Source organism: Kitasatospora sp. NPDC054768 (genome assembly GCF_053612025.1).
The window spans coordinates 38,205-51,123 of record NZ_JBSHBN010000016.1; the positions used below are offsets into that span (position 1 = coordinate 38,205).

At 74.0% G+C, this 12,919-nt stretch carries 12 protein-coding genes; 6 read left to right on the forward strand and 6 right to left on the reverse strand.

The genetic code is table 11. From position 1 onward, the window contains the following. Positions 1–250: 250 nt before the first annotated feature. Both ACWGKU_RS07310 and ACWGKU_RS07315 read right to left on the reverse strand, forming a co-directional pair. Entirely contained in the window at positions 251–1,657 is a 1,407-nt protein-coding gene (locus tag ACWGKU_RS07310) for a cytochrome P450 (protein ID WP_359898621.1), read from the reverse strand. A gap of 119 nt (positions 1,658–1,776) precedes the next feature. Next, positions 1,777–2,844, reverse strand: a complete 1,068-nt coding sequence (locus ACWGKU_RS07315) for an RNA ligase (ATP) (protein WP_452177930.1) — start codon at positions 2,842–2,844, stop codon at positions 1,777–1,779. Between the two features lie 396 nt (positions 2,845–3,240). On the opposite strand from ACWGKU_RS07315, the gene modA reads away from it, so the two are divergent. From modA to ACWGKU_RS07330, 3 genes are all read left to right on the forward strand, one after another. Next, entirely contained in the window at positions 3,241–4,089 is an 849-nt protein-coding gene (modA, locus tag ACWGKU_RS07320) for a molybdate ABC transporter substrate-binding protein (RefSeq protein ID WP_401047615.1), read from the forward strand. Positions 4,090–4,241: 152 nt separating this feature from the next. After that, positions 4,242–5,057, forward strand: a complete 816-nt coding sequence (locus ACWGKU_RS07325) for an ABC transporter permease (RefSeq protein WP_380349367.1) — start codon at positions 4,242–4,244, stop codon at positions 5,055–5,057. Positions 5,058–5,229: 172 nt separating this feature from the next. Continuing rightward, on the forward strand, positions 5,230–6,306 hold the full coding sequence (locus ACWGKU_RS07330; protein ID WP_452177931.1) for an ABC transporter ATP-binding protein: 1,077 nt from the start codon (positions 5,230–5,232) through the stop codon (positions 6,304–6,306). A 96-nt stretch (positions 6,307–6,402) separates the two neighbouring features. Here ACWGKU_RS07330 and ACWGKU_RS07335 read toward each other — a convergent pair whose 3' ends face one another. Beyond that, a complete protein-coding gene (locus ACWGKU_RS07335) occupies positions 6,403–7,062 on the reverse strand; it encodes a response regulator (RefSeq protein ID WP_452177956.1) in 660 nt (219 codons plus the stop codon). A 44-nt stretch (positions 7,063–7,106) separates the two neighbouring features. Further along, complete coding sequence (locus tag ACWGKU_RS07340) at positions 7,107–8,480, reverse strand: sensor histidine kinase (protein WP_452177932.1); 1,374 nt, start codon at positions 8,478–8,480, stop codon at positions 7,107–7,109. Between the two features lie 201 nt (positions 8,481–8,681). Here ACWGKU_RS07340 and ACWGKU_RS07345 point away from each other — a divergent pair, with 201 nt between their 5' ends. The 3 genes from ACWGKU_RS07345 to ACWGKU_RS07355 are packed head-to-tail and all read left to right on the forward strand — an operon-like array spanning position 8,682 to position 11,177. Further along, on the forward strand, positions 8,682–9,599 hold the full coding sequence (locus tag ACWGKU_RS07345) for an ATP-binding cassette domain-containing protein (RefSeq protein WP_452177933.1): 918 nt from the start codon (positions 8,682–8,684) through the stop codon (positions 9,597–9,599). Further along, positions 9,596–10,390: an ABC transporter permease gene (locus tag ACWGKU_RS07350; protein WP_452191378.1), complete on the forward strand. Its 795-nt coding sequence runs from the start codon at positions 9,596–9,598 to the stop codon at positions 10,388–10,390. Before ACWGKU_RS07345 ends, ACWGKU_RS07350 begins: the two co-directional genes overlap by 4 nt. A gap of 43 nt (positions 10,391–10,433) precedes the next feature. Continuing rightward, a complete protein-coding gene (locus ACWGKU_RS07355; protein WP_401047629.1) occupies positions 10,434–11,177 on the forward strand; it encodes a hypothetical protein in 744 nt (247 codons plus the stop codon). A gap of 145 nt (positions 11,178–11,322) precedes the next feature. Here the strand turns inward: ACWGKU_RS07355 and ACWGKU_RS07360 are convergent, their stop codons facing one another. Then, a complete protein-coding gene (locus ACWGKU_RS07360; protein ID WP_452177935.1) occupies positions 11,323–12,069 on the reverse strand; it encodes a peptidyl-tRNA hydrolase in 747 nt (248 codons plus the stop codon). A 148-nt stretch (positions 12,070–12,217) separates the two neighbouring features. Further along, on the reverse strand, positions 12,218–12,799 hold the full coding sequence (locus ACWGKU_RS07365) for a hypothetical protein (protein ID WP_401047489.1): 582 nt from the start codon (positions 12,797–12,799) through the stop codon (positions 12,218–12,220). Positions 12,800–12,919: the final 120 nt, after the last annotated feature.

Sequence of the window (12,919 nt, forward strand, 5' to 3'; positions counted from 1 at the left end):
TGCGTGGGACGCTACCGAGCAGCCGGAATCGGTCAGACAAAGATCTGAAAAGCTGCCCGCAGGAAGCGGGTGATGTGTTCCGATGGCCCTGTCGTGTACCCAGAGGACGGCCAGAGCGGCGGACGGCGTGCGGGGGCTGCGCACAAACGACAGCGGACAGATGACAGAGTTTGAAATCTGTCATCTGTCCGCTGAACTCTGTCGGCTGTCGGCTGTCGGCTGTCGGCCGCACGCTGTCAGCCGCCGGCCGTCAGCGGCTCGCCGTCACCCGGATCCGCATCGGGCTCGCCGCCCGCAGCGTGATCCCCTGGGCGAGCGCCACCCGCCGGTCCACCGCCTCCACCTCGAAGTCCCGCAGGAGCACCCCCAACGCCAGCACCGCCTCCAGCATCGAGAAGTGCTGCCCGATGCAGGCCCGCGGTCCGCCCCCGAACGGGAACCAGGCATAGCGGTGCCGGGCCCGTTCCGCCTCCGGGAGGAAGCGGTCCGGGTCGAAGCGCTCCGGGTCCACCCAGTGGTCCGGGTGCCGGTGGGTGACCAGCGGCGCGACCACGACCTGCGCCCCGGCAGGGATCACGTACCCGTCGATGACGGTCTCCGCGACCGCCCGCCGCCCGCCCAGGGCCGCCGACGGGTAGAGCCGCATCGCCTCCTTCAGCACCCGGGTGATGTAGGGCAGCGCCTCCAGGTCCGCCGCCGTCGGCGCCCGCCCCGCCAGGACGGTCCGCGCCTCCTCCCGGGCGAGCCGCCGCTGCTCGGGGTGCATCGCCAGCAGGTGCAGCGCGAAGGCCAGCGCGGTGGCCGTGGTCTCGTGCCCGGCGAGCAGGAACACCAGGACCTGGTCGCGGAGTTCGGCCGGGTCCAGCCGCCCGCCGTCCTCGTCGCGGGCCCGTCCGAGCAGGGTGAGCAGGTCGTCCGCGTCCTCGTCGCCGCCGCCCCGCGCGGCCCGTTCGGCGATGATCCGGTCGCAGACCCCGTACAGCGCCCGCTGGGCCTCGGCACCGCGCCGGTTGGCCGGGGTCGGCCAGGTGCGTGGGAGGCGGACCGGGGCGTAGCCGCGCTCCTTCACGTACTCGCCGAGCACCGGGAAGCTGCGGTGCACCACCGCTATCGCCTCCTCCACGTCGGCGCCGAAGAGGATCCGCGCGACCGCCCGCAGGGCGAACCGGGACGTCTCCTCCGCCGCGTCCACCACCCCGCCGGGCACCGCCCGCCAGCGCTCGGCGAGCGACTGCGCCTCCTGCGCGAGCGCGTCCGCGTAGCCGTCCACCCGGCGCCGGGTGAACAGCGGCTGCACCATGCGGCGTTGGCGCTGGTACTCGGCGTCCTGGCTGGTCAGCAGCCCGTTGCCGACACTGGTCCGCAACTCGTCGTAGAAGGGGTCCTCCTTGCGGAAGTTGGCCGCTTCGACGGCCAGCACCTGCCGGACGCCCTCCGGCGAGAACACCCCGTAGAAGTCGGCGCGCAGCCCGGGCGGCCCGGCCTGGAAGCGCACCACGTCGCCGTGGTCGCGGCGGGCCGCGAGGTAGCTGCGCAGCGGGCGGCGGGTGAGGTCGAACAGCGAGCCGACCAGGCGGTTCCCCGCCGGGACGGGTATCGCGGAGGTGGGGGCGGGCGCGAGCCCGGGGGCCCGAACGGGGACGAGTTCGATGGTCATCGGCACTCCTTCTGTACAGGGGTGTGCCCGCCGCCGCTTCCGACGGGCGGTCAGCACCGAAAGGAGCCGTGTCCGGACCCACCGACGGGCCGACCTGCCCGGCCGGATCCGGACCCGTCTCACTCGTATTCGGTGCCCCCCTTGCGGGTCAGGTAAGCGTCGCTGACCACCTTGGCGATCGCCCGCCCGCCGAGCACCGGGCTCCAGCGCTCGGTGACCGGCCGCACCACCACGCCCTCGCGCAGGTGCAGTTCACGCCCGGAGACGCTCTCCTTGCCCCGGGCGAACCCCAGGACGGTCTCCGGGTCGAACGGCCCGCGCCACAGCTCCGGCACCAACGGAAGCTCGCCGTCCAGAAGTTCGGCCGCCGAGAACCAGTTCAGCTGCCCGTCCACCACGGCCGAGACGTCGAAGGCGGCGTAGCCGGGCCGCTCGGTGCGCGCCGAGGAGCCGTAGCCCAGGTCCTGCACGCCCTCGCCGAAGACCTCGCCGAAGACGCCGACCCGCTCGGCCCCGAGGCGCTCCGCCAGCCGGGCGGCGGCCGCCGGGATGCCGTAGGCGCGCACCGCCCGCCAGTAGAGGTTTCGCTCGTCCTCGACCAGCGCCAGCCCCTGCGCGCCGATGCCCTTGGACGACACCTGCACCTCGCCGGTGGCGGCGACGTACGTGACCAGGCAGCAGCTGCCGTGCAGCTTCTCGGTCAGCACCACAGGCTCGCCCGGCTCGAAGGCGTCGGGGTAGCGCTTGAGGTTCTCGATGTCCACCCAGGGCAGCAGGTCGGGCGCGCTGACCACGTCGCCGCTCATCGACGTGGGCACCGGCGGCTGCCACTTGACGACCCCGAGCAGTTCGGCGAAGTCCTCGCCGCGCTCGGCCGCGGCGGCCAGGTCGGTGCCGGCGAGCGCGGCGGGCCGGCAGACGATGCCCTGGGACAGCTCGCCGCGCAGCCGTACCGCCTTCACCCGGTTCGCCCGGGCGCCGGCCAGCTTGCCGGTCAGGCCGAGCTCATCGATCAACTCATCGGGCAGGACGGACTGTTCGGGGATGTATACGGCGTGGTCCCCGGTCCGGTACATGCCCTTGGCGACCACCGCCCGGTAGAGGCCGACCTGCGCCAGCTCCAGGGCATCGGCGTTCGGGTGCTCCAGGACGGTCAGCTTCTCCGCGGTGACGCGCAGCGTGGACATGGAAGGACTCCTCCCCTTGGTTCGGCCGCGGCGGTGCTTGCGACCAACCCGGCCGCGTGTACGGACGGCCACCACTCTGTCCGTTCGACCACCTACGGCGCGACGCAATTTCCGCGCGCCCCTTCCGGCCCCGCCGACATGACCCGCGCGACCCGCCCCACCCGCACGACCCGCCTCACACCCGCGCGACTCACCCCGTCAAGTGCCCTCGCCATGTGGCCCCCGGACCTGTTTGAGCCATCCCACAGCAGTCCGGAGGCCCGCGCCGGCTCCCGCCTGTGCAAACCGACAGGGGATTTATCGCTCGCATATGCGGCACTATGATCGCCGTAATGGCCGCAGCTGCGGCCAGTCCCTCGCGCCCCTTCCGGCGCGCACCCTGGAGGGGAACCACCGATGAGCACCCGCACGCCCACCACCCGCAGGCTCGCCGTCGCCGCCGCCGCGGCCCTCGCGCTCACCCTCGGGGTCACCGCCTGCGGCAGCGACGGCGGCAAGTCCTCCGGTTCCACGGCCTCCTCGGCCACCTCCCCGGACGCCTCCGCCGCCGGCAGCGGCGTCCCGAAGGCCTCCGGCACCGTCACCGTCTTCGCCGCCGCGTCGCTCAAGGAGACCTTCACCGAGCTCGGCAAGAAGTTCGAGGCCGCCAACCCGGGCGCCAAGGTCACCTTCAACTTCGGCGGCAGCTCCAGCCTCGCCACCAGCATCAACTCCGGCGCCCCGGCCGACGTGTTCGCCGCCGCCAGCCCGGCCACCATGAAGACCGTCACGGACGCGGGCGGCGCGAGCGGACAGCCGACGGCCTTCGTCAAGAACACGCTCACCATCGCCGTCCCCAAGGGCAATCCCAAGCACATCGCGGGCCTCAAGGACCTCACCGCCTCCGGCGTGAAGGTCGCCCTGTGCGCAAAGGAGGTGCCGTGCGGCGCCGCCGCCCAGACCGCGCTCAAGGCTGCCGGCCTCGACCTCACCCCGGTCACCCTGGAGCAGGACGTCAAGGGCGCGCTCACCAAGGTCGAACTCGGCGAGGTCGACGCGTCCCTGGTGTACCGGACCGATGTCCAGGCCGATGCTGCGAAGATCGACGGCGTGGACTTCCCCGAGGCCGCCAAGGCCGTGAACGACTACCCGATCGCCGCCCTCGCCAAGGCCCCGAACAAGGACGGCGCCGCCGCCTTCGTCGCGTACGTCCAGTCGCCCGAGGCCAAGCAGGTGCTGACCGCGGCGGGCTTCCAGGCGCCGTGAGCGACCGCACCACCGGCTCCGGGCCGAACCGCCCGGACCAGGACCACCCGAAGCAGGACCACCCGGCCCGTACCGCCGACGGCGACCCGGCGGAGTCCGCACAGGCAGGACCCGCACAGGCCGGACCCGCACAGGCCGGACCCGCGCAGGCCCTGCCGCGGCGGCGCCCGCGAAGCCGCCGGCCACGCACGCACCGCGTCCCGGTCACCCTGCTGCTCCCGGCGCTGCTCGGACTGGCCTTCCTGATCCTGCCGCTGGTCGGTCTGCTGATCCGGGCCCCCTGGAGCGGCCTGTCCGAGCAGCTCACCAGCCCCGCCGTCTGGGACGCGCTGCGCCTGTCGCTGATCAGCGCGACCGCGGCCACCGCGGTGTCGCTGGTCCTCGGCGTCCCGCTGGCCTGGCTGCTCGCCCGCACCGAGCTGCCGGGCCGCCGGATCATCCGGGCGCTGGTCACCCTGCCACTGGTGCTGCCGCCGGTGGTCGGCGGTGTGGCGCTGCTGCTGGTGCTCGGGCGGCGCGGCATCGTCGGCTCCTGGCTGGACTCGGCCTTCGGCATCACGCTGCCGTTCACCACCACCGGGGTCGTGATCGCCGAGGCGTTCGTGGCGATGCCGTTCCTGGTGATCAGCGTCGAGGGCGCGCTGCGGGCCGCCGACCCCCGCTACGAGGAGGCGGCCGCGACCCTGGGTGCCTCCCGGCTGACCGCGTTCCGGCGGGTCACCCTGCCACTGATCGCCCCGGGGATCGCCGCCGGTGCCGTCCTGGCCTGGGCCCGGGCGCTCGGCGAGTTCGGCGCGACGATCACCTTCGCGGGCAACTTCCCGGGCCGCACCCAGACCATGCCGCTGGCCGTCTACCTGGCCATGGAGTCCGACCCGCAGGCGGCGATCGCGCTGTCGCTGGTGCTGCTGGTGGTCTCCGTCGCCGTCCTGGTCGGCCTGCGCGACCGCTGGCTTTCGACTCCGTGACCCGGCCCGCGCGCACGGCCTCGGACACCGTTGCGGACGCTTCCCCGCACACCTCCTGCGACACTCCTGCGGACCCAGCGGACCCGGCAGACCCAGCGGACGCAATGGACCCGAGGGACCCGATGGACCCGCTCGACCTCCCGGGCACTCTGGACACCTGGACGCCATCCCGATGAACACCGACAGCCGCCCCGGCCCCGCCCTGGACGCCCGCCTGCGGGTCGAGCGCACCGCGTTCTCCCTCGACCTCGCGCTCACCGCCGCCCGCGGCGAGGTGGTCGCGCTGCTCGGCCCCAACGGCGCCGGCAAGTCCACCGCCCTGCGCGCCCTCGCCGGACTGCTCCCGCTCACCGGCGGCCATCTGCGCCTGGACGGCCGCCTCCTGGAGGACCCGGCGCAGCGTGTGCACACCCCGGCCGAGGAGCGTCCGGTCGGGGTGGTGTTCCAGGACTACCTGCTGTTCCCGCACCTCAGCGCGCTCGACAACGTCGCGTTCGGCCCGCGCTGCCAGGGCCGCCCCAAGCGCGAGGCGCGCGCGGAGGCGGCCGGCTGGCTGGAGCGGATGGGCCTGGCCGACCACGCCTCGGCCCGTCCCGGCCGGCTCTCGGGCGGCCAGGCCCAGCGGGTGGCGCTCGCCCGCGCTCTCGCCGTGCGCCCCCGGCTGCTCCTGCTGGACGAGCCGCTGGCCGCCCTGGACGCCCGCACCAGGCTCGACGTACGGTCCCAACTGCGGCGCCATCTGGCCGAGTTCGAGGCGGTGGCGGTGCTGGTGACGCACGACCCGCTGGACGCCATGGTGCTGGCCGACCGGCTGGTGGTGATCGAGGACGGCCGGCAGGTGCAGTCCGGCAGCCCGGCAGAGGTCGCCCGGCACCCGCGCACCGACTACATCGCCCGGCTGGTCGGGCTGAACCTGTACCAGGGCCGGGCCGAGGGCACCCGGGTCACGCTCCCGGACGGGGCGGTCCTGGCCACCGCCGAGGAGCTGGACGGCCCGGCCTTCGTCGCCTTCCCGCCCTCCGCCGTGACGCTGTACCGGGAGCGCCCGCAGACCAGCGCGCGCAACCTGTGGAAGGCCGAGGTCACCGGGCTGGAACTGCACGGCGACCGGGTCCGCGCCGAGCTCGCCGGCGACCTGCCGATGGCCGCCGACCTCACCCCGACCGCCGTCGCCGAGCTGGAGCTGACGCCCGGCACCGCGGTCTGGGCCTCGGTCAAGGCCACCCAGACGCACGCCTACCCGGCCTGACGCCCCACGGCGGTCTCACCCCGGCGCCCCCGGCGCGATCCCCCCGGCGCGGCCACCCCGACGCAGTCACTCCGGCGCGGTCTCACCCCGACGCGATCACTCCGCCGGCTCGACGAACCCCGACTCGTACGCCGCGATCACCGCCTGGGTGCGGTCCCGCGCGCCCAGCTTCGCCAGCACGCTGCTGACGTGCGTCTTCACGGTCTGCACGCCGAGGAACAGCCGCTCGGCGATCTCCCCGTTGCTGAGGCCGCGCGCGACCAGTCGCAGCACCTCCGTCTCGCGCTCGGTCAGCGCCGCCCGCTCCATCGCCGCACGGGCGGTCGGGTTGCCGTGCCCGGCCGCCAGGCGGCGGATCGCGGCCGGGAACAGCAGCGACTCGCCCGCCGCCACCAGCCGTACCGCCTGGGCGATCTCGGCCGGGCGGGTGCGCTTGAGCAGGAAGCCGTCCGCGCCCGCGCGAAGCGCCTGGTAGACGTAGTCGTCGTTCTCGAAGGTGGTCACGACCAGGATCCGCGGCGGGCGCTCACCCGGTGCGCCGGGGCGCAGCAGCTCGCGGGTGGCGGCCAGGCCGTCCAGCACCGGCATCCGGACGTCCATCAGCACGACGTGCGGACGCAACGCGCGGGCCAGGGCGACCGCTTCCGCGCCGTCGGACGCCTCGCCGACCACCCGCAGGTCCCCCTGCGCCTCCAGGACGGCCCGCAGACCGGCCCGGACCAGTTCCTCGTCGTCGGCGAGCAGGATGTCCGTCATCCCGGCGGCTCCTCCGGCCGGACGTGCCATCGCAAGATCGTTCGTCACGAGCCCAAGCGTAGGGGCAGGCGCACGGCAAGCACCCACTCCCCGCTCCCCTCCTCGATCGACCCGGTCGCCCCCGTCCCTGTCACCGTTCCCGCCGCTGCCGTGCCCACCGCCGCCGTTCCCGCCCCTGCCGCCGTGCCCGCCGCCGAAGGCCCCGTCTCCGCCTCCCCGCCGAGCAGCGTGGCGCGTTCGCGGATTCCGCGCAGTCCCTTTCCGCCCTTGCGCGTTGCACCCCTGCCCGCCCCGCCCGCCGGAGGCCGCGCCGCTCCGTTCGCTGAACGTCCGGCGCCGGGCAGCCGGTTGGCGCAGCGCAGCTCCAACCGGCCGTCCCGCACGGCGATCCGGATGTCGATCGGCTCGCCCGGTGCGTACTTGAGCGCGTTGGTGACGCCCTCCTGGACGATCCGGTACGACTCGCGGGAGAGCACCCCTGGCAGGGTGCCGGGCTTCACGTCGACCCGCGCCTCCACCGGGCTGCCGGCCGCCCTGGCGGTGTCGAACAGCGTGGGCAGCTGGTCGATCCCGGGCTGTTCGGTGGCCACGCCGTTCGCCCCGGCCGGGGTCTCGCGCAGCAGCACGAGGGTGCGTTCGAGGTCCTCCATGGCCTGCCGGCCGGTCTCCTCGATGACTTCGAGCGCCTTGGCGACGAAGTCCCGGTCCCCGACCTCGCGCGCCGCGCCCGCCTGAAGGACGGTCACCGTCAGGGCGTGGCCGATCGAGTCGTGCAGCTCGCGGGCCAAGCGGTTGCGTTCCAGGAGCCGTTCGGCCCGCAGCTCCGCCTCGGCCAGCCGCTCGGCCGGGGAGGGGCCCAGCAGCCGTATGGCCATGGCGAGTTGGAGGCGGCCGGCGCACACCAGGAACCAGCCGAAGCCGAGGACTGCCAACGGTACGAGCGGGAGGTACCAGAGAGCGTCCGGGCCGGTCAGCCGGTCGAAGGCCCCGGTGATCCCGAAGACCAGCGGGAACCCGACCGCCGAACCCAGCGCGACCCGCCCGATCAGCCAGCCCGCCGTCCGCCGCCGGTCGGCCCAGGTGCGGGAGGGCTCGGCGGCGATGTCCTCCTCGCGGTAGGGCACCAGCAGCAGCCGCGCCTGCACTCCCTCGGCCCGGCGCGCGGCCGGTATGAGCGCGGCCAGCGCGAGCAGCACGACGTCCACCGAGACGCCCGCCATCAGGATCTCGCCGAGGCCCTTGTGGTACGTCCCCGGATAGACCATCAGCACGATGCCCGCGAAGAACCACCCCACCAGCAGGTGCAGCATCCGTGCGTACGTGGCGCCGGCCACCAGCGGCGCGAAGAGCCCGGACACCGCGCTCAGCGGCGCCGCGGTCACGGGCACCGCGCTCTTCAGCACTGCGATCTTGGACATTGGGCCATCCTGCCAGTCCGCCCCCGGCTCCCGGCTCCCGCGCCGGTCGCCCGCGATCTCCCTCCCGGGAGGGAGGCGGCTCCCCGCCCCGGCGGGATCCGCCGCACCGGCCCGCTCCGGTCGAATGGAGCCACCGCCCGGGGCCGACCACAGCGAGCACCGGCGGAGACCGCCAAGACGACGAGACGAGGGGAGCGGGCCGTGATCGAGATCCAGGGCCTGACCAAGGAGTACGACGGCCGGCGCGTCGTCGACGACCTGACCTTCGAGGTGCGACCCGGCGTGGTGACCGGCTTCCTCGGCCCGAACGGCGCCGGCAAGAGCACCACCATGCGCCTGGTCCTCGGCCTCGACCGGCCGACCGCCGGGCACGCCCTGGTCGACGGCCGCCCCTACGTCGAACTGCCCGACCCGCTGAGGACGGTCGGAGCGCTGCTGGACGCCCAGGCACTGCACGGCGGCCGGACCGCGCACGGCCACCTGCGTTGGCTCGCCGCGAGCAACGGGCTGCCGGCCCGCCGGGTGGACGAGGTGCTCGGCCAGGTCGGTCTGGCGGACGCGGCCGGACGGCGGATCCGGGGCTTCTCGCTCGGCATGCGCCAGCGTCTCGGGGTGGCCGCCGCACTGCTCGGCGACCCGCCGGTGCTGCTGCTGGACGAGCCCGTGAACGGCCTGGACCCGGAAGGCATCCGCTGGATCCGCACCCTGCTCCGCGATCTGGCCACCGAGGGCCGGGCGGTGCTGGTCTCCTCCCACCTGATGACCGAAATGGCGCTCACCGCCGACCACTTGGTGGTGATCGGGCTCGGCCGACTGCTGGCCGACGCCGCCACCTCCGAGTTCATCGACCGCCACGGCCGGACCCGGATCAGGGTCCGCGCCGTCGACCCGACCAAGCTCGCCGCCCTGCTCCGCGACCCCGGACACGGCCTCGACGCCACCGAAGTCGACGGCGGCGCCTGGGAGGTGAGCGGCGCCGAACCCGAGCGGATCGCCGCGCTCGCCGCCGCCGACGGCGTGGTGCTGTACGAGATCGCCGTGCAACAGGACTCCCTGGAGGAAGCGTTCATGCGGATGACGGCCGACAGCGTCGAGTACCGTGCGGAGGCCGCCGCGTGAACGCTTCGCCCCTTGCCGTGACGTCCGCCGCGACATCCGTCGTGACGTCCTCCGGGTCCCCTGCCGTCAACGCCCTGCGCGCCGAGTGGATCAAGCTCACCACGCTCCGCTCGCTCTGGATCACCCCACTGCTCGCCCTGGTACTCACCGCGGGCGTCACCGCCGCCGTCGGCGCGGCCCTCGGCGGCAAGGACCACAACATCACCGACGACCCAGGTGTCGGCGTCTTCTACGGCCTCAACTTCGGCCAGGCGGCGCTGACCTGCTTCGGCATCCTGCTGATCGGGCAGGAGTTCAACACCCGCATGATCGGCACCTCGCTCACCGCCGTCCCGCGACGCGGCCGGCTCTACGGCACCAAGCTCACGCTCGGGGCACTGGTCGGCCTGGCGGTCGGCGCCGTCGGCACGGCGGGCGCCTTCGCCGGGTACGCGGCCTCCGTCCCCGCCGACTGGGACGGGCCCGCCTTCGTCCGCACCGCCGTCTCCGGGGTGCTCTACCAGACGCTGGTGGTGGTGCTCTGCCTCGGAACGACCGCCATGCTGGGCAACCTCACCGCCGCCATGGGACTGCTGGTCCCGACCCTCTTCCTGCTCTCACCACTGCTCGGCGGCGTCCCGGGGGTACGCCGGGTGGTCCAGTTCCTGCCCGACCGGGCCGGCCAGTACGCCCTGCGGTACGTCGACGACCCGCAGATCGCCTACGGCCACTGGACCGGGCTGCTGATCATGGCGCTCTGGACCGCCCTGGCGGCGTACGGCGGCCTGCGGGCGATGCGGCGCGCCAAGTGAGCACGGGCGAAAAGGACATGGGAGACGGGACATGGGAGCGACGATGAGCACGATGGCCGACGCGGTACGCGCCGAACGGGTCAAGTTCACCACCCTGCCGTCGCAATGGGCGGCCCCGCTGGTCGCCCTGGCGCTGACGGTCGGCGTCACGGCGGCCGTCAACGCCGCCTACGGGGCGAAGGACCACACGGCCGGCGAGGACCCGGCCGGGGGGATCTTCTACGGACTGCTCTTCGGGCACGTCGCGGTGGCCTGCCTCGGGATCCTGCTGATGGGGCAGGAGTTCAACACCCGCATGATCGGCACCTCGCTCACCGCCGTCCCCCGGCGCGGCCGGCTGTACGGCGCCAAGCTCGCGCTCGGCACCGGGCTGGGCCTGCTGCTCGGCCTGGCCTCAACGGCGGGTTCGTTCCTGGTCGTCGGCGCCACCGTCGGCCTGGACCTCTCCGCCCCGGGCCTGACCCGCAGCTTCCTGGCCGGTGTGCTGTACCACCCGATGATGGTGCTGATCTGCCTCGGACTGACCGCGATGCTGGGCAACTTCAGCGCCGCGCTCGGCCTGCTGACCCCGATGGTGTTCCTGGGCACCACCTGGCTGGCCGCCATTCCCGGTGTCCGCGAACTCGGCCAGTTCCTGCCCGACCGGGCCGGCCTGTACGCGATGCGCACCCAGCCCGAGCCGGGCGTCCACTACGGCCACTGGACCGGGCTGCTGATCATGGCGCTCTGGACCGCCCTGGCGGTCTACGGCGGGCTGCGGGCGATGCGGCGGTACGAGCCGAGCTGACGGGCGACGGGGAACAGCGGACGGATAACAGATTTCAAACTCTGTCATCCGTCCGCTGTTATCTGTTAGCCGTCATCTGTTCGCCGTCGTTCGTCGCCGCCACCCGTCGCCCGACAGCCGCCCGGCAGCCGCCCGGCCCCCGCCGTCACCGCAGCGCCGGGTGCTCCGCGATCACCGTGCAGCTGCCCGGCGCGATCTCGGTGAAGCCCGCGTCCTGGACCACCGGCAGCCCGCTGCGGACGAGTTCCTCCCACGCCTGCGGCGAGGCCGTTCGGACCGCGAGCGCGAAGCCGGCCTCGGCCCACTCCTTGCGCTGCGCCTCCTCCAGCCGCCACCACGCGAGCTGAGCGGCGTGCCCGGTCTGCGCCATCGTCTTGCCCGCGCTCATCTCCAGCTCGGGGTTGAGCCACAGCACCGGCAGCCCCGGCTCGGGCGCCGTGACCTCGACCGTCTCCTCAAGGTCCGTCCCGGACACCTGGAGCTTGGCGAGGTCCTTCGGCCACCCGTCCAGCGGGACCGGCGGGAACACCCGCACCTCGGCCTCCCGGCCGTGCACCGTGAGGCCCGGCAGCTCGCCCGCCCGACGCCACTCCCCACCCCGGGCCCGCCGGACCACCTTGCGGATCCGGGCGTCCTCCCAGGCCGCGACCCGCTCCGCCCACTCGCCGTCCGCCCCGGTCACCCGGGGGTCGGCGAGCAGGGTGAGCACCGCCCGGGCCGAGGTCTCCAGCGCGTCCGTCCGGCCCGGCGGAGTGGCCCGCTCCATCCGGACGACCAGCGGCAGCACGTACTGCGGCCGCTCGTCGCGGTCCTCGCGGTCCTCTCGCTCCGGGGCCTCGCCGGGGTCGGCCGCAGGGGCCGGGGGCCCGGAGACCGGAGCCGGAGGAACCACAGCCGGAGTCGGAGCAGTGGGGGTCGAAGCAGTGGAGGTCGGGGCAGTGGGGGTCGGGGCATCGGAAGGATCAGTCACCCGTCCAGGATGCCAGCCCCACTCCGGACGACTCGGCCCGGCCCGACCGCCGCAGCGTCCACCTCCGCGCTCACCGCAGCCGCTGCCGCAGCTCGTCCACCGCCGTCCGGATGCTCGCGCTGTACGCGTCCTCCGGCAGCGCGTCCAGACTGCGCACGGCGCGTTCGAGCTGCTCACGGGCGAGGTCCGGCTCGCCGAGCTTGAGGTGGTCCGAGGCCAGGTTGAGGTGCAACGAGGGGTAGAAGGCGCGCACCTGGAGGGCCGACTCGTACGTCCGGGCACGCTCGGCGCTCAGCGAGTCGGCGGCGGCCAGGGCCCGCCGGTCCCACGCCAGCTCCGCGCGCGGGTCGTCCTGCAGGTCGGCCAGGTAGTGGGCGACGAGGCAGCGGTGGAAGACGTCCCGTTCCCCCAGCGCCTCCCAGAGCGCCTCGAAGCCGGCCCGGGCCTCGGCCGTCCGGCCGCGCTGCGCCGCCCTTGCCCCGTCCAGCCCGAGCGCGATCCGGGCCAGTGCCGGTTCGTCCTCATCGCCCGGCTCATGGCCCGGCTCGCCGCCCGTCCCTTCGCCCCCTTCGGGACCACCCGGATCGTCGGGACCGTCGAGATCGAGAGGATCGTCGGGGGACGGACCTCGCATGCCACGCACATCGGACATGCCCGCAGCCTAACCGCCCACCCATCGGACCCGCCCGGCCCGAGCGACAGCCACGGAACCGGCGGCCGACACCCTGCGCCCGACGTCCAACGCCTCGACGTCCGATGCGTCGGTACCCGA

Bases quoted from the DNA above. Each gene is read 5' to 3' on its own strand.
- ACWGKU_RS07340 (WP_452177932.1), bottom strand. From the start codon at position 8,480: ATGTCCAAGATCGCAGTGCTGAAGAGCGCGGTGCCCGTGACCGCGGCG.
- ACWGKU_RS07330 (WP_452177931.1), top strand. From the start codon at position 5,230: ATGAACACCGACAGCCGCCCCGGCCCCGCCCTGGACGCCCGCCTGCGG.
- modA (WP_401047615.1), top strand. From the start codon at position 3,241: ATGAGCACCCGCACGCCCACCACCCGCAGGCTCGCCGTCGCCGCCGCC.
- ACWGKU_RS07310 (WP_359898621.1), bottom strand. From the start codon at position 1,657: ATGACCATCGAACTCGTCCCCGTTCGGGCCCCCGGGCTCGCGCCCGCC.
- ACWGKU_RS07315 (WP_452177930.1), bottom strand. From the start codon at position 2,844: ATGTCCACGCTGCGCGTCACCGCGGAGAAGCTGACCGTCCTGGAGCAC.
- ACWGKU_RS07355 (WP_401047629.1), top strand. From the start codon at position 10,434: ATGAGCACGATGGCCGACGCGGTACGCGCCGAACGGGTCAAGTTCACC.
- ACWGKU_RS07365 (WP_401047489.1), bottom strand. From the start codon at position 12,799: ATGTCCGATGTGCGTGGCATGCGAGGTCCGTCCCCCGACGATCCTCTC.
- ACWGKU_RS07335 (WP_452177956.1), bottom strand. From the start codon at position 7,062: ATGACGGACATCCTGCTCGCCGACGACGAGGAACTGGTCCGGGCCGGT.